The sequence below is a fragment of the Variovorax sp. FW301-JW7 genome (genome assembly GCF_058788795.1).
Genome location: NZ_JBYTBC010000003.1, coordinates 194739 through 210235, shown reverse-complemented (window position 1 = coordinate 210235; position 15497 = coordinate 194739). Strand labels below are relative to the sequence as shown.

Annotated in this window: 14 protein-coding genes; 1 reads left to right on the top strand and 13 read right to left on the bottom strand. The window is 70.5% G+C overall.

Annotation, left to right across the window (positions count from 1 at the left end; translation table 11 throughout):
• Position 1 precedes the first annotated feature (1 nt).
• The 12 genes from AC3WQM_RS09435 to AC3WQM_RS09380 form a co-directional block, all read right to left on the bottom strand.
• Positions 2–760, bottom strand: a complete 759-nt coding sequence (locus tag AC3WQM_RS09435) for a tRNA-uridine aminocarboxypropyltransferase (protein ID WP_492678206.1) — start codon at positions 758–760, stop codon at positions 2–4.
• Between the two features lie 31 nt (positions 761–791).
• On the bottom strand, positions 792–2015 hold the full coding sequence (locus AC3WQM_RS09430; RefSeq protein WP_492678204.1) for a DUF1501 domain-containing protein: 1224 nt from the start codon (positions 2013–2015) through the stop codon (positions 792–794).
• Between the two features lie 13 nt (positions 2016–2028).
• Positions 2029–3612, bottom strand: a complete 1584-nt coding sequence (locus AC3WQM_RS09425) for a DUF1800 domain-containing protein (protein WP_492678202.1) — start codon at positions 3610–3612, stop codon at positions 2029–2031.
• Positions 3613–3740: 128 nt separating this feature from the next.
• Complete coding sequence (locus tag AC3WQM_RS09420; RefSeq protein WP_492678200.1) at positions 3741–4415, bottom strand: DsbA family oxidoreductase; 675 nt, start codon at positions 4413–4415, stop codon at positions 3741–3743.
• Between the two features lie 47 nt (positions 4416–4462).
• Complete coding sequence (locus tag AC3WQM_RS09415) at positions 4463–5884, bottom strand: MFS transporter (protein WP_489057239.1); 1422 nt, start codon at positions 5882–5884, stop codon at positions 4463–4465.
• Between the two features lie 49 nt (positions 5885–5933).
• Positions 5934–7835 (bottom strand): bifunctional sugar phosphate isomerase/epimerase/4-hydroxyphenylpyruvate dioxygenase family protein, encoded by a 1902-nt coding sequence (locus tag AC3WQM_RS09410; protein WP_492678198.1) that lies wholly within the window; start codon positions 7833–7835, stop codon positions 5934–5936.
• A gap of 141 nt (positions 7836–7976) precedes the next feature.
• Entirely contained in the window at positions 7977–8753 is a 777-nt protein-coding gene (locus AC3WQM_RS09405) for an alpha/beta fold hydrolase (protein WP_492678196.1), read from the bottom strand.
• Positions 8750–9991, bottom strand: a complete 1242-nt coding sequence (locus AC3WQM_RS09400) for a multidrug effflux MFS transporter (protein ID WP_492678194.1) — start codon at positions 9989–9991, stop codon at positions 8750–8752. Before AC3WQM_RS09400 ends, AC3WQM_RS09405 begins: the two co-directional genes overlap by 4 nt.
• Positions 9988–10428, bottom strand: coding sequence for a carboxymuconolactone decarboxylase family protein (locus AC3WQM_RS09395; RefSeq protein ID WP_159272283.1), 441 nt, complete (start codon positions 10426–10428; stop codon positions 9988–9990). Before AC3WQM_RS09395 ends, AC3WQM_RS09400 begins: the two co-directional genes overlap by 4 nt.
• Entirely contained in the window at positions 10425–11639 is a 1215-nt protein-coding gene (pcaB, locus tag AC3WQM_RS09390; protein ID WP_095947411.1) for a 3-carboxy-cis,cis-muconate cycloisomerase, read from the bottom strand. Before pcaB ends, AC3WQM_RS09395 begins: the two co-directional genes overlap by 4 nt.
• A 16-nt stretch (positions 11640–11655) precedes the next feature.
• Positions 11656–12489, bottom strand: a complete 834-nt coding sequence (locus tag AC3WQM_RS09385) for a shikimate dehydrogenase family protein (RefSeq protein ID WP_307636927.1) — start codon at positions 12487–12489, stop codon at positions 11656–11658.
• 30 nt (positions 12490–12519) lie between these two features.
• Entirely contained in the window at positions 12520–13443 is a 924-nt protein-coding gene (locus AC3WQM_RS09380; protein ID WP_095947409.1) for a shikimate dehydrogenase family protein, read from the bottom strand.
• Between the two features lie 199 nt (positions 13444–13642).
• On the opposite strand from AC3WQM_RS09380, the gene AC3WQM_RS09375 reads away from it, so the two are divergent.
• Complete coding sequence (locus AC3WQM_RS09375; RefSeq protein WP_056573982.1) at positions 13643–14437, top strand: IclR family transcriptional regulator domain-containing protein; 795 nt, start codon at positions 13643–13645, stop codon at positions 14435–14437.
• Positions 14438–14446: 9 nt separating this feature from the next.
• Here AC3WQM_RS09375 and AC3WQM_RS09370 read toward each other — a convergent pair whose 3' ends face one another.
• A complete protein-coding gene (locus AC3WQM_RS09370) occupies positions 14447–15451 on the bottom strand; it encodes an alpha/beta hydrolase family protein (RefSeq protein WP_492678192.1) in 1005 nt (334 codons plus the stop codon).
• Between the last annotated feature and the right edge of the window lie 46 nt (positions 15452–15497).

The following is a 15497-nucleotide window of genomic DNA, read 5'->3' as shown; positions in this document are numbered from 1 at the left end:
CTCAGTCGACCTGATCGCGCCGCGCGGCCACCTCGCGCAGCCGCTGGTGCGCGGCGCCGTCCCATGCCACCGGCTGCTGGTTCTTCGCGCACAGGTAGTGGTGCGTGAACACGCCCAGGTAGGCGTCCAGCGTCTGCTGCGCAGCGTGCTCGCCTGCCAGGTCCATGCACATCGCGGCCACCTCGCTGGTGCAGAAATGGTCGCCGCGGCCGGAGTTGCGCAGCTTGTACTGCGTGATCTGCTCGGGCTCCAGACTCAGCACCGGCAACCGGTCGAGGTAAGGGCTGCGGCGAAACATCTTGCGTGCCTCGCCCCAGGTGGCGTCGAACAGGATGAAGAGCGGACGTTTCGCAGCGCCGCCATCGGCCGGGTCAGGCGACGAAGGATCGACGCCCAGCACCACGCGCTCGGGCGCCGCGTACTGCCCCGGGAACACCACGTAGGGTTGCCATTGCGGGTCGTTCAACAGCGCCAGCAGCGCGGGATCGGTCTCGGTGCGGGCCCAGCCGAAGGCGAAGGTGTCGGGCACCACATCGGCCACCAGCCACCCGGTGTTGGTGGGCTTGAGCGGCTCGATGTCGGCCATGAGCAGGCACACCCCCGCGCGCGTGGCCACCGGAGGACGCACGGCGCACATGCAGTGGCTGGGCACCAGCCGGCAGCCCGCACAGCGCTCGCGCTTGAAACCGCCACGGGCAAGAAAAGGCTTGGCGCTGCGCGCCAGGCGCGCGGCGCGAAGGAGGGAGACGGCGTGAGGCATGCCCCGATTCTCGGCGGCATGCGCCGGATCGCTAGACCAGCCGCAGGTCCTTCACCGCCGCACCGCCGAACACCCGCGCCACCTGCGCCGTCGACAGCCCGTACATCCGCTGGAACAACCCGCCCAGCACCGCCCGGTACTCGTTGAGCACCGCGTGGTCGCGGTTCTGGAACAGCGTGGCCTGCGTCAGCGGCTGCTGCTCGCCCACGACGCGCCCGCCCGCCTGTGCGGCCAGACCGCCGCCGAGCACCCAGTACACGGTGCCGTGCCCGTGGTCGGTGCCGCGGTTGCCGTTCTCGCGGAAGGTGCGGCCGAACTCGCTGACGACGACCACCACGGTCTGGCGCCAGGCGGGCTCGCCCATCTCCTGCGCGAAGCCAGCCACGCCGCGGCCCAGTTCTTCGAAACGGTTGGCCAGGTAGCCCTTGGCCGCGCCCTGCCCCACGTGGGTGTCCCAGCCGCCGACGTCGACAAAGCCGATGTCGAAACGCTCGCGCATCAAGAGCGCCATGCGGCGCGCGACCTGCTCGAAGCCCTTGGGGCTCATGGCGTTGCGGCTGGCGGCGTCCATCTCGGCCTGCATGGCGCGCACCACCTCGTCGCGCACCTGGAAGCCCTCGGCCACGGGCTGCGCGAGCGCGGTGTTGCGGTACATGGACGCAATGATCTGGCTCTGCCGCGCATCGAGGGCCTGCCGCGCCACGCCCGCGAGCGCCATGTTGGCGGCCTTGGCGTCGTCGCCGCGCAGCACGATGGGCAGCTGGTCGGTGAAGGCGATGGGCGACACGTCGGCCAGCGGCCCGGCGCCGAGCACGCCGGCCAGCCGGTTGAGAAAACCCGAGCGGTAGTCGCGCCGTGCGTTGTCGGGCGCCACGCCCAGCTCGATGGCGTCCTGCGTCTCGAAGTGGCTGCGCGTGAGGTCGTCGGTGCCGGCGAAGGCGATGAAGGCCGCCTGCTTGCGCTGGTACAGCGGCAGCACGCTCTGCGCGAGCGCGGGGTGCAGGCCCCAGTCGCCGCCGTCCAGCGGCAACGCGCCGTCGGGCGTGCCGGGCCGGGGGATGGCGATGTTGGGCCGCGAGGCGTAATAGAAGTCGCTGTTCGCGGTGGGCACCAGCAGGCTGGTGCTGTCGTAGGCGCCGCGCAGGAACACGACGAGCAGCTTGGTGCCCTCGGCCGCGGGCGTGGCAACCGCGCGTGCGGCGGCGCCGGCCAGCGGCGTGGCGGCGATGAGTTGCAGCAGGTGTCGACGTTGCATGACGGTCCCTCTTTCAACGCCGCATCAGCTCGGGCGATGCGAGCAGGAAGGTGTTCCACTCCGGCGGGTTCTTCGCCTGCGCGAGCGCCTGCTGCGTGTCGGCGCTCAGGCCGGGCTGCAGCGCATGCACGGCGCGCGACTCGGCCAGCGGCGGAAACGGCGGCTTCTCGAGCGGCGCCTTGTCGTCGGTGCGGAACAGCACGGCGCCGCCGGTGCCGATGGCGCGCGCAATTTCGAAGCGGATGTTCATCTGGCCCGCGCTGGCCCAGGCTGCCTCGTTGAGCGGGTAGCCGTCGGGCGTCTCGTGGGCGTACAGGGTCTCGCCCATGCGGTTGATCCAGCCGATCATCGGCGTGGTGTTGAGCACCACGCGCTCGTCGTAGGCCAGCCGCACGCCCGCCACCACGTAGTGCACGGGGTCGCGGAACTTGCGGCCCAGCGAGGCCGCGAACTCGCGCGACTCGAACAGCGTCTGCAAGGTGGCGGCGATGTCGCCGTCGCTGCGCGTGAAGGTGGCGGCCATGCGCTCGACCAGCGCGGGCGGCGGCTCGTCGGCCACGAAGTACACGGCGAGCTTGCGCGAGATGAAGCGCGCGGTGGCCGGCGCGCGCGCCAGGCGGTCGAGCGCCTCGTCGGTCTCGCCCAGGCCGCGCGCTTGAATGGGCTGGCCCAGGAAGGTCTTCGGGCCGTAGTCGTGCCGGTTCGGGTGGAACTCGAACAGGCCCTGGCGCACGTGGTCGGCGCGCACGGCCGGGCGCACCGCGGGCGGCGCCGCGTCGGGCGGCTGCACGCTGACGCCCACGCCGGTCAGCACGCGCGCCAGCTCCTGCACGTCGGCCTGCGTGTAGCCGCCGCCCACGCCGAGCGTGTGCAGCTCCATGAGCTCGCGTGCGTAGTTCTCGTTGATGCGGTTGGCGGCGTTCTGCGCGTTGTCGAGGTAGCGCAGCATGGCCGGGTGCCGCGCGGTGGCGCCCAGCAGGTCGCGGAACTTGCCGAGCGCGTGCGGGCGGATGGCGTTCTCTTCGTAGTCGCCGACCATCGCGCGCACCAGGTCCTTGCGGATGCTGACGTTGAAGTGGTTCATCCAGAACCAGGTCATCTGCTCCTGCAGCTGGTTGGGCGCGTACAGCGCGCGCAGCAGGAAGCGCTGCTGCGCCTCGCGCGCGAGGGTGTTGAGTTCCTGCTGGTAGGCCGTGCGTGCGGCCTTCTTCGCTTCTTCGTCGGGCAATGCGTCGGCGGCCTTGCGCCGGGCGTCGAGCGCGAAGACGAGCTGGTCGAGCGGCGTGCGCGAGATGGCCATGGCGTCGATCTGTGCCTGCGCCGCCGCGGGCAGCGGGCGCGGCGCGGGACGCAGCTGGCGGCCCATCCAGCGCGGCAGGCCGTCGCGCGCCAGTTCGGCCTGGCTGCCGGCATTGGCGCCCCAGCTCACACGATCGAGCCAGCGCAATTGCGCAGCGGGCGTGTCGGCGGCATGGCCCAGTGCCGTGAGCGGCGGGCCCTCGGGGCGCAGCAGGCCGGTGGAACAGGCGGCGAGCGCCAGCACGGCGGCCAGTGTCACGGCGATCGCGCGCGAGCGGTGCAGCTTCGGAGACGGCATGCGGTCGATCATGAACCGATCAACCGCTTCGCGATATCAGCGGTTGACCGACCTCGGCCCGCGCTCAGGTAAAGCTGAAAGTCAGCTTCGTTTCAGGACGAAACGGCAGGGCCGCGGCCCCGGGGCCTTCAGACCGTGGCGGTACGGCTGGGCTGTGCGCCCGCAATCTGCCGCAGCGCACGCTCGAACACCTCGACCGGCTGGCCGCCGGAGATCAGGTGCTGGTCGTTGATGATGATCGCGGGCACCGAGTGGATGCCGGCGTCGGTGTACAGGCGCTCGCGTTCGCGGGTTTCCTGCGCGAACTCGTCGCCGGCCAGGATCTCGCGGGCCCGTGCCGCGTCGAGCCCCGCCTCGGTCGCCGCGCGCACCAGCACCTCGATGTCCGAAGGGTTCTGGCTGTCGGTGAAGTAAGCCTTCAGCAGCAGCTTCTTCAGCGCCACCTGCTTGGCCGGGTCTTCCAGCTCGGCCCAGTGCAGCAGGCGGTGGGCGTTGAAGGTGTTGTACACGCGGGGCCGGCCCCCGGCGCTGAACTCGAAGCCCACGGCCGCGCCGCGCTGGCGGATCGCCTCGCGGGCCTGCGCCTGCTGCTCGCGCGACGAGCCGTACTTCTGGTTCAGGTGCTCGAAGGTGTCCTGGCCTTCGGGCGGCATCTGCGGGTTCAGTTCGAAGGGCTGGAAGTGCAGCTCGGCCGAGACCTCCGGCGCCACCCGTTTCAGGGCGGCTTCGAGTGCGCCGAGGCCTACGGCGCACCAGGGGCAGGAGACATCGGAGACGAAATCGATCTTGAGATGGGCGGTCATGGCGCCATTCTTCATGGCGCCACAACCCCTTTGTGCGCGCGGGGTCTTCAGGCCATGGCCTTGCGGCGCTCGCGCTCCATGCGGGCGCTGGCCAGCGTTTCTTCGCGCAGGCGGTCGTACTCGGCCTTGTCGACCGGCACGGCGTTCGGGTCGCCCAGGTCGCGCATGTGGATGCGGTAGGTCTCGCGGGCGCTCATGGCGGCCAGCGCGGCCAGCACGGTCACGGCGAAGGTGATGGCGCCGACCGTGAACCACACGTTGGTCGAGCCCGGAGGCGCCACGGCGGCGAACAGCGCGGGCAGCAGCGCGGTGAAGGTGGTGCCGATGTTCTGCGAGATGGCCATGGCCGACACGCGGTTGCGGGTGCGGAACAGCTCCGGGTAGAAGCTCGGGAAGGTCGCGTTGTAGCCCTGGTACACGATGCCCCACATCAGCAGCGACATGCAGATGGCCAGCGGCACGTTCTTGATGCTGATGGCGTACAGGTACACGAACGACAGCAGGCCCGAAGCCAGGGCGCCCACGATGATCGGCGGCTTGCGGCCGATGCGGTCCGACAGGTTGCCCACAAACGGGATCACCAGCACGGCCAGGATGTTGCCCAGCACGGGAATCCACAGGTACACGTCTTTCTGGAAGCCGATGCCGTAGGCGGCCTGCACCGCGTAGGCCGCGCCGAACACGGTGGCGACCACGGGAATCACGTTCATCAGCGCCATGCAGACCACGCGCAGCATGTCGGCCCAGCTGTCGGTGAAGGCCTGGACGATGGGCGACTTCGCCACTTCGCCTTTCTTGTCGACTTCGGCGAAGGCCGGCGTCTCGTCGACCTCGCGGCGGATGATGTAGCCGGCCACGATCACGATGAAGCTCAGCAGGAACGGAATGCGCCAGCCCCACGAATTGAAGGCTTCTTCAGGCATGTAGTGCGCCAGCGGCAGGAACACGGCAGCCGCCAGGATCTGGCCGGCCTGCACGCCCTGCAGGGTGAAGCTCGCGAAGAAGCCGCGGCGCCCGAACGGCGCGTGCTCCAGGATCATCGAGCTCGCGCCCGAGATCTCGCCGGCCACCGCGAAGCCCTGCACCAGGCGCAGGAACACCAGCAGCGCCGGGGCCAGCAGGCCGACCTGGTCGTAGGTCGGCAGCAGGCCCACGGCCACGGTCGAGAAGCCCATCAGGAACATGCACAGCACCAGCACCTGCTTGCGCCCGTGCGTGTCGCCCCAGTGGCCGAGCACGAAGGCGCCGATGGGACGCGCGACATAGCCCACGCCGTAGGTCGCGAGCGACGCGATGATGGCCGTGGTCGGGTCGCCCTTGGGAAAGAAGATCTGCGGAAAGATCAGCGCCGCGGCGGTGGCGTAGATGAAGAAGTCGTAGTACTCCAGCGCCGAGCCGATCCAGCCGCTGGCGGCGGCTTTCCTCGACTGGTGCTTGCCTTGCGGCTCTTTGGCGGATGGGTTGGCCATGGGTTGTCTCCAGTGGTGTGACGAAGGTGTCGGATGCGAGGGGAAAAAATCAGTCTTGTTGTTGGGGCTGCTGCGCCTGCGACGCCATGCGCGCGGGTGCGTTGAGCGCGCCGTAGGCGTCGTAGCCGCCCACGCGCTGCGCGACCTCGAAGAAGAGGCCGCCGTCGAAACTCTCGGTGTAGATGTGCAGGTAGCCGCCGGCCGCCGAGCGGTCGAACAGCACGCCGGCTTCGCGCATGCGCGCCAGCAGTTCGGGCGCCACGTCGATGCGCGTGGCCAGGTCGTCGTAGTAGTTGTCCGAGATCGGCACGAAGCGCGTGCCATTAGCGCGCAGCCGGGCCAAGGTGTCGAAGATGTCGTCGCAGTCGAGCGCGATGTGGTGCACCGCACCGCCGCCGGTCACGCTCAGCGTGCGCGCGGTGCGTGTGCGCTGGCTCAGCGACACGTTCAGCACCAGGCGCAGGCTGCGGTCGGCATTGGCCACGCCGCGGCTGCGGATCAGGCCGAAGGGGTCGGCCAGCTCCAGGCTCTCGCCGGGCTCCAGGCCGAGCACGGCGCGCGCGAACAGCACCCAGGTGTCGAGCTGGTCCAGCGCCAGGCCCAGTGCGACGTGGTCGATGCGCGTGAGGCCCGCATCGCTGTCGCCCGGCCCCGCGTCCTCGAGGATGAAGTCGGTCTCGTACAGCCCGTTGGCGCCCAGCGCCTCGGGCACGAAATGGATCAGGTTGCCGCCCGGCGCCACGATGGCCGGCACGCGCAGCTCGTTCGGCCCGACCGGGCTGTCGTGGCGCTGCGAGCGCATGGCGCTGGCGCGGCCCACGGCCGCGAGCGGGTCGGCGCAGCGCACGCCCAGCGCGCACACCGAGGTGCCGTGCGCCTCGAAACGCTGGCGCGCGAACGAATCGGGCTGCGCATTGACGATGAAGTGGATGCCGCCCTGGCGGTACAGCGTGACGGCCTTGGAACGGTGGCGCCCCACGCGGCGAAAGCCCAGCTGCCCGAGCAGCGCGCCGAGCGTGGCGGCCGAGGCCTCGTCGGCCGCGAACTCGATGAACGACAGCCCCGAGAGCGCCGGCGCGGGCGGCGGGTTGAACAGTTCCACGCGCTGCGGCTGAACGGGTGCATTCCCGTGGGCAAGCCGCTCGCGCGTTTCGCTTTCGAGGTACAGCAGCGAGCGCATCGCATCGACGGCGGTGCGGCGGTTCGGCGTCTCGCGGAAGATGTCGTTGAAGATCTCCAGCGACAGCGGCCCGGTGTAGCCCGCGCGCAGCACCTGTTCGAAGAAGCCGACCACGTCGAAATCGCCCTGCCCCGGGAACGAGCGGTGGTGGCGCGCCCACTGCAGCACGTCCATCGACAACAGCGGCGCATCGGCCATCTGCACGAAGAAGATCTTCTCGCCCGGAATCGCGGCGATGCCCGCCGGGTCGTCCTTCAGCGACAGCGTGTGGAAGCTGTCGAGGATCAGCCCCAGGTGCGGGTGGTCGGCGCGCTGCACGATGTCCCAGGCCTGGGCGTAGCGCGAGGTGTGGCGGCCCCAGGCCAGCGCCTCGAAGCCCACGCGCAGGTTGCGGCGCGCGGCGCGCTCGGCCAGCGCGTGCAGCTGGGCGGCGGCGCGCGCCGGGTCGTTCACCGACAGCGGCGAGGTGTTGGAGCAGCACAGCACCAGCGGCGCGCCCATGGCTTCCATGAGGTCGAACTTGCGTTCGGCGCGCTCCAGGCTGCGGTGGAACTGCGCTTCAGGCATGCCTTCGAAGTCACGGAAGGGCTGGTACAGGTCGATAGCCAGGCCCAGGTCGGCCACGATGCGGCGAAGCTCGGCGGCGGTGCCGCGGAAGTTGACGAAATCGGCTTCGAACAGCTCGATGCCGTCGAAGCCCGCGGCCGCAATGGCTTCGAGCTTCTGGCGGAGGGTGCCGCTGAGCGAGACGGTGGCAATGGCGCGGTGCATGGGGATGGACTGTAGAAAGAGCCCGGGCGCGCCACAACGCAAATCAGCCCCTTCTGATCGATGATCGCACGCCACCGATCATCATTCGCACGAAATAGGGGTTACACCTAGCCCGCACGGGGGTGCGGGCCGGGCGTTTTTTCAGAGGCTGCGCCAGTAATCGATCAGCATCTGCGCGAACTCGACCGGACGTTCCACCGCGCTCAGGTGCGCGGCGTCGATGGTCGCCAGCCGCGCGCCCGGGATCTGCGCCACCATGGCCTCGGACATGGCCAGGGGCGTGGCCTCGTCCTGCAGCCCGCCGATCACCAGCGTGGGCGTGGCAATGCGGCGGTTGCTGTCGCGGAAGTCGATGGCGGCCACGGCGTTGCAGCTCTCGATGTAGCCCTGCGCGTCGGTGCGCACCAGCGTGTCGTGCAGCGTGCGCGCGGCCACCGCGCCTTCGGGCGTGGCGGCGTAGGCCGGCGTGAGCCAGCGTGCCACGGCGCCCGGGGCGATGGCGGCCACGCCCTTGGCGGCCACGGTTTCCGCGCGCAGGCGCCACGGGGCCTGGTCGGGGTAGTGCGCGGCCGAATTGGCGATCACCACGGTCCTGAGCTGCGCGGCGTGCCGCACCGCCAGCGCCTGCGCGGTCATGCCGCCCATCGACAGGCCCACGAAATGCACGGGCTCGCCGCCCGTCTCGCGCGCGATCAGCTCGGACGCGTCCTGCGCCAGCGTTTCCACGCGCAGCACGCCGGGCACCACCTCGGAGCCGCCGTGGTTGCGGTGGTCGTAGCGGATCACCGTGTGGGCGCGCGCGAGCTGCGCGGCCACGCCGTCCCACATGTGCAGGTCGCAGCCGAGCGCATGGCTGAGCACGACGAAGGGGCCGTCGCCTTCGCGCACGACATTCAGGCGGGGGGAGGAAGTGGTCATGGGGTGGAGTCCTTCTTTGGGGAGGATGGAGAAGCAGGTTGAGAGAGACGCGGCAGCCACAGGAACGCGATGGCCAGCAGCACGGTGCCGGCCATCAGCATCGGCACCACCATCGGCCAGGCGCCGTACGAAAAGCTCGTGTCGACGAACAGCGCGGCGACCTGCCCCACGCAGAACGCGACCATCATCATGCCGAAACCGGACCACGACACGGCGCGCCCCGCCAGGTGCGGCAGGTCGCCCACGGCGCCGGCCTGTCCGCAGGGCTGGTGGATGCCGTGGCCGAGGCAGTACACGGCGTGGCCCGCCAGCAGCGGCACCGCGCTGTGCGGCATCAGCCAGCAGCCCAGCGCCTGGATCACGGCGCCGGTGATGCTCAGCACCGCGCCCAGGCGCACGGTGCGCATCGGCCCGAAGCGGCGCAGCAGGCTGCGGCACATCGTGGTGCTGAAGATGTAGACCAGCGAGCCGCCGGCCGGAATCCAGCCGTACCACGCGGGCGACCAGCCGAGGTAGCCGATGTAGACCATCGGCGAGAGCAGCAAAAAGCAGAACAGCCCGCCGTAGGTGGCCGCCGCCACCGAGGCCCAGGCGCGGAAGGCGCGGCTCGCGAACACGGCGCGCGTGCTGCCGCGCGGCGCGGACGATTCGCCTCCGGCCAGCGGCTTGCGCGTTTCGCCGAAGGAGCGCCAGCACAGCGCGAACAGCGCCAGCGAATAGACCGCCATCGCGACCATCACCCAGCGCCAGCCTGCGCCCTGCACCAGCCAGGCGCCCAGCAGCGGCGCCACCAGCCCGACCATGCCCAGGCCCGTGAGGCCCCGCGCCATGACGTGCGGGCCCTCGTGCGCCGGATACAGGTCGCGCACCGCGGCGCGTGAGCACACGAGAATCGCCGCCATCGAAAAACCCTGCAGCGTGCGCCAGCCCGCGAGCACCGCCACGCTGCCCGCAAAGGCACCGCCGAAAGCCGCGACCACATAACAGGCCAGCCCCGCCAGCAGCACCGGCCGGCGGCCGAAGCGGTCGGCCAGCGGGCCGCACAGCAGCTGCGCAAAGCCGAAGGCCAGCACGAACAGCGTGAGGCTGGTGCTGGCCGAGCCCAGCTCCTTCGCGATGGCGGGCAGCGCCGGCAGGTAGCTGTCGGTGGCCACCGGTTGCGCGGCCAGCAGCAGCGGCAGCAGCAAGGTGAAACTGACGTCGAACCGGCCCTTCTTCGGGGCGACCGGCGCGTTCACTGCGCCGCGGACGGAGCAGCGGGTGCTGCGGGCAGCAGGCCCTTCTCGCGCAGGATGTTCGTCGCGATGCCGAAGGCGTGGTTGGCCACCGGCACGCCGCAGTAGATCGCGGCCATCATGATCACTTCCTTGATCTCGTCGGGCGTGAGGCGCGACTCGGGCGGGCCGTCGAGCGCGGCGCGCACATGCATGGCGAATTCTTCGTACGCATGGATGCCCAGCATCATCGACAGCACCATGAAGCGGCGCGTCTTGTCGCCCAGCGCGGGGCGGCCCCAGATGTCGTTCCACGCGTGGCGCGTGATGAGCTCCTGGAACTCGGCGTTGAAGCCGTTGCGGTTGGCGAGCGACTTGTCGACCCACGCGTCGCCGAGCACGCGGCGGCGGTTGACGAGGCCGTCTTCGTAAGGATTGCTCGGGGTGTCGGGGGCGGTCATTGCGAGAGTTCCTTGTCGGATGAGAGTTGGGCTTGCAGGGCTTTCACCTCTGCCACAGCGATCTGCCCCGCGTTCACGGCGAGCGCGGGGTCGAACCATTCGTCGGCCGCGTCGCGCGGCAGCTCGGCACGCAGCCGGTCGATGTTGGCGCGCATGCGCGCGGCATCGACCTGCAGGCCGGGCAAGGCGCCGGCCATGGCGCGCACACTGCCGTGCGCCGACATCAACAGTTGCGGCCATTCGGCCAGTTCGGCCTGCCAGGCGCCGAGCGCGCGCTCATGCTGCTGCGGCATGGCGCCGAGCAAGGCGGCCACGCGCTGCGGCGCGCGGTGCGCGGCGGCGATGGCGACCATCGAGGCCACGGGGTTGCGCTTGTGCGGCATCGCCGACGAGCCGCCGCGCCCAGGTTCGCTGGGCTCGGCGACCTCGGCCACTTCGTACTGGCCGAGCAGCGAGATGTCGACCGCGACCTTGCCCAGGCTGCCCGTGAGCAGGCCGAGTTCGCAGCCGAGCGCGACCCATTCGTCACGCTGCGTGTGCCACGTGGCGCCGGGGTCGCCCAGGCCGAGTTCCTTGGCCATGCGCTGGCGCACCGCGGCGCCCTGCCCCTTCATCTGCGCCAGCGTGCCGACGGCGCCGCCGAGCTGCAGCTGCAGCGCGTGCTTCGCGGCGGCACGCAGGCGGGTGCGGCTGCGCACCAGCGGCGCGGCCCAGCCGGCGCACTTGAAGCCGAAGCTGGTGACCGAGGCCGGCTGCATCAGCGTGCGCGCGAGCATCGGCGTGTCGGCGTGCTGCACCGCCAGGCGCAGCAGTGCGTCGGCGGCCTTCGCCAGGTCGGCTTCGACGAGTGCGACGGCTTCGCGCGTGACCAGCGCCATCGCGCTGTCGATCACGTCCTGGCTGGTGCTGCCGAAGTGCACGAAGGGCACCGCCTCGGCATTGAACAGGCCCACGGCCTCGCGCAGCGCCTTCACCAGCGGGATGGCGACGCTGCCGGCGCGTCCGCTCTCGCGCACGATCTTGGCCACGTCGAACAGCTCGACCTTGCAGCTGCCGACGATCGAATGCGCGGCGCTCTCGGGAATCAGCCCCTCGGCCGCCTGCGCGCGCGCGAGCGCGGCCTCGAAGCGCAGCATGGCGTCGACGAAGGCGCGGTCGCTGAAGGCGCCCAGCGTCTCGGAGGTGGAAAGGAAGCCTTCAAAAATGCTCATGCGTGTTCCGGTGTTTTCAGTATTTCAGTTGGGCCACCGCGCGCAGCTCTTCGGGCGAGGCGGTGCCGAAGCCGAAGAACTCGAGGTAGGCCGGGATCATCTCGAACAGCATGTCCGTGCCCACCTGCACCTGGCAGCCCTTGGCCTTGGCGGCCTGCAGCAGCGGCGTGTATTCGGTCTTCATGACGACCTCGCCGACGAAGGTCTCGGGCGCGATGCGGTCCACGTCGAAGGGCAGCGGGTCGGTGTCCTTCATGCCCAGCGGCGTGGCGTTGACGACCACGTCGTAGCCCGCCGGGTCCTTCGAACCGGTGGCGACCTTCATCTGCGGATAGTGTTCGCGCAGCCGCGCGGCCAGCGCCTGCGCGGAGGCGTCGCTCATGTCGAACAGCATCAGCTCGGCCGCGCCGGCCGCCGCGATCGACGCCGCAATGGCCGACCCCACGCCGCCCGTGCCCGACACCAGCACGCGCGTGCCCTTGAACAGCCGCCCCTTGCGCTCCACGCCGCGCACGAAGCCCGCGCCGTCGAACTGGTCGCCCAGCAGGCTGCCGTCGGGCCGCTTGAGCACGGCGTTGCAGGCGCCCGCGACACGCGCGGTGGGCGTGACCTCGTCGACCAGCGACATCGTCGTGACCTTGTGCGGCATCGTGACCAACGCGCCGCGCAGGTTCGAGAACTTGAAGATCTGCGCGAGCGACGCGGCGTAGTCCTCGGGCTTCACGCCCATCGGCACGACGACCGCGTCGATGCCCTGCTTGTCGAACCAGGGGTTGTAGATCATCGGCGCCTTGAAGGCTTCGGTGGGGTAGCCGATGTGGGCGATGAGCGTGGTCTTGCCGGAGATCATGGGCGTCGTCTTGTTCAGGAAGGCGCGGGGTCAGGCCACGCTCGGGGATTGGTAGCGCAACGGGGTTGCGATCTCGGCGTGCATCGCCGGCGGATAGATGAGCTCGCGCAAAAAGTCGGCGTCGGCCTGCATCGCATCGGCCGCGTCGATGTGGCCGAAGTAGCGGAAGTAGTGCGGCATCTGCTGCACCAGCATCTCGAAGCCGGCCTGCGCATTCAGGCCGCGCGCGCGGGCCGCGCGTACCAGCGGCGTGGGCTGGTTGCGCAGCAGGATGTCGAACAGCGCGGCGTGCGGTTCCATGCGCGCCACGTCGAGCGGCAGCGCGTCGTCTTCGGCCAGGCCCAGCGGCGTGGCGTTGATGACGAGGTCGTAGCCCTCGGGCGCGTTGCTGTCGACCGCGACCACGGTCGCATCGAAGAAAGCGTCGAGCTTGGCGGCCACGCCCGCGGCCTTGCCGGAGGCGGTGTCGAAGAAGGCGATGTGCTCGGCGCCGTTCACCGTGCCGCCTTCGGCCAGCGCCACGCCGATGGCGGCGGCGCTCACGCCCGCGCCGAGGATCAGCACGCGCTTGCCGCGAAACGGCACGTTGCAGCGGTCGAGCGCGCCGATCAGGCCTTCGCCGTCGAACAGGTCGCCCTCGAGCTGGTCGCCCTCGGTGCGGCGCACCACGTTGACCGAACCGGCCACGCGGCCGAACAGGCCGCAGCCGTCGAGCAGGTCGACCACGCGCGGCTTGTGCGGCGGCGCGATCACCATGCCGCGCACGTTGCGCGCCAGGAAGGCCGACTTCATGAACACCGCGAAGTCGCGCACCGGCACCTGCATGGGCACCAGCACCGCGTCGATGCCGTAGCGCGCGAAGGCCGCGTTGAACATGCGCGGCAGCCGCACGTTGCGGACCGGGTCGCCGGGGATGAGGTAGGCCTGGGTGCTGCCGGTGATGATGGGGCTCATGGGCGTGCTTCCGTTCGTCAATCGCTCGTTTCGGGGCGGAACAGCGGGCTTTATAGTCCCTTCGCGCGCAGCCTGCTGGCACATGGACAGTCAAACGTTCGATGATCGATCTTTATAGTTCGTCAATCGATCAAATTGCGGGTTTTTACTTAGCCATTCGGCCCTCGCCGCCGCGCCGGACGCGGGCACACTTCCGCCCATGAACAGCACCAGCCCCGACGACTCGACGCCGCCCGCCGGCCTGGACAAGCGCGACTGGATCGCCGGGCTGGAGCGCGGCGTGAGCATCATCGAGGCCTTCGACGACGCCAACCCGCGCCTCACGGCCAGCCAGGCCGGCCAGCGCACGAACATGACGCGCACCGCCGCGCGGCGCTACCTGCTCACCCTGCAGCACATGGGCTACGTGGCCAGCGACGGCAAGCTGTTCTGGCTCACGCCGCGCGTGCTGCGCCTGGGGCAGTCGTACCTCGAATCGGCCCGCCTGCCGCGCGTGGTGCAGCCCTTCCTGCAGCGCGTGGCGGCCGGCACCAACGAGATCGCCTACCTCAGCGTGATGGACGGCGACGAGGTGGTCTACATCGCGCGCAACGGCCCCAACCGCAGCATGAGCACCGGCTACGTGCTCGGCGCGCGCGTGCCGGCGCAGGTCACGGCCTCGGGCATGCTGATGCTGGCGCTGCGCAGCGACGCCGAGCTGAACGACTGGCTGGCCACGCGGCAGCTCACGGTGTTCACCTCGCACACCATCGCGAGCATGGAGCGCATGAAGCTCGAGCTGGCGCGCATCCGCGCCCAGGGCTGGGCGCTGTCGGAGCAGCAGCTCGACCTGAACTCGCGCGGCATCGCCGTGCCGCTGCGCGACCGCCACGGCACACTGGTGGGCGCACTGAACATCACGATGCCGATGGGGCACGAGAGTTCGGAAGACGCGGTGGCCCGCGTGCTGCCCGTGCTGCGCGAGACGGCGCAGGCGATGCGCAACCTGATCTGAGCCCTGCGGCTACGGCGCGGGCCAGGCCTTGTCGAAAAAGGCCGCCACCTCGGGGCCGAGCTGCGCCAGGAAGGCCGCGCGGTCGAAGCCCGGCGGGTCTTCCTGGACGTCGCCGCCCGGCGTGGCGATCGGCATGCCCGGCTTGTCCATGAACGCGAAGTGCGAGGCGTTGGGCACGCGGTGCAGCACGGCCTGGGGCATCTGCTGCGCGAGCCATTCGCCGTGAAAGCGCGGCACGAGGAAGCGGTCCTGCATCGCCACATGGATCTGCACGGGCCCCCGGATGGCCGCCAGCGACGACGCCGTGAACGGCACGCCGACCGGGGCCATCAGCACGACGGCGCGCACGCGCGCATCGCGCAGCGAAGGCAGCAGCGGCGATGTCGAAGGCGCGGCGTCCTTGCCGATGCCGCAGAACACCGGATCGGCGCTGCGCTCGCGCTCGCAATGCCGCGCGGACTGCGACAGGTCGGCCTGCCCGCCCGCCAGGGCCAGCACGGTGTAGCCGCCCGCCGAATGGCCGAGCGCGCCGATGCGCGGGCCCTGGGCGTCGCTGGCGATGCGGTCCTTCCAGCGCGGGTCTGCGAGCAGCGCATCGATCAGCTGCGAGACCTGCCGCGGCCGCTCGGTGAAATAGGCCGCCGCACCGCGCTGCATCAGTGACGCATCCTGCCAGTTGTCGCCCGCATGGCGGATCGCGGCGACGAGGTAGCCGTCCCGCGCCAGCGCTTCGGCGAGGCGGCCGTGGCCCAGTTCGGTGCCGGCCAGGCCGTGGCTCAGCACGATGAGCCCCTTGACCCGCTCTTCTGGCGCCGCCCGGATCGCCGCGCGGACCGTGAACGGCCCCATGGCCGTCTCGCGGGACGCCGCCTGCGTCGGGTAGTACAGCGCGGCGGTCACGGGCGCGGCGCCCGCGACGTTGAACGGCTGCCAGCCGACCTCGAATGCCGAGGCACGGCAGCAGAACAACAGGCCGGCGGCGAGCCACAGGCTCAGGCGGAAGAAGGGGCGCATGTCGGGTCTCCTCGCTCGGTGACAGAGCAGTGAGTGCCGATGGTGG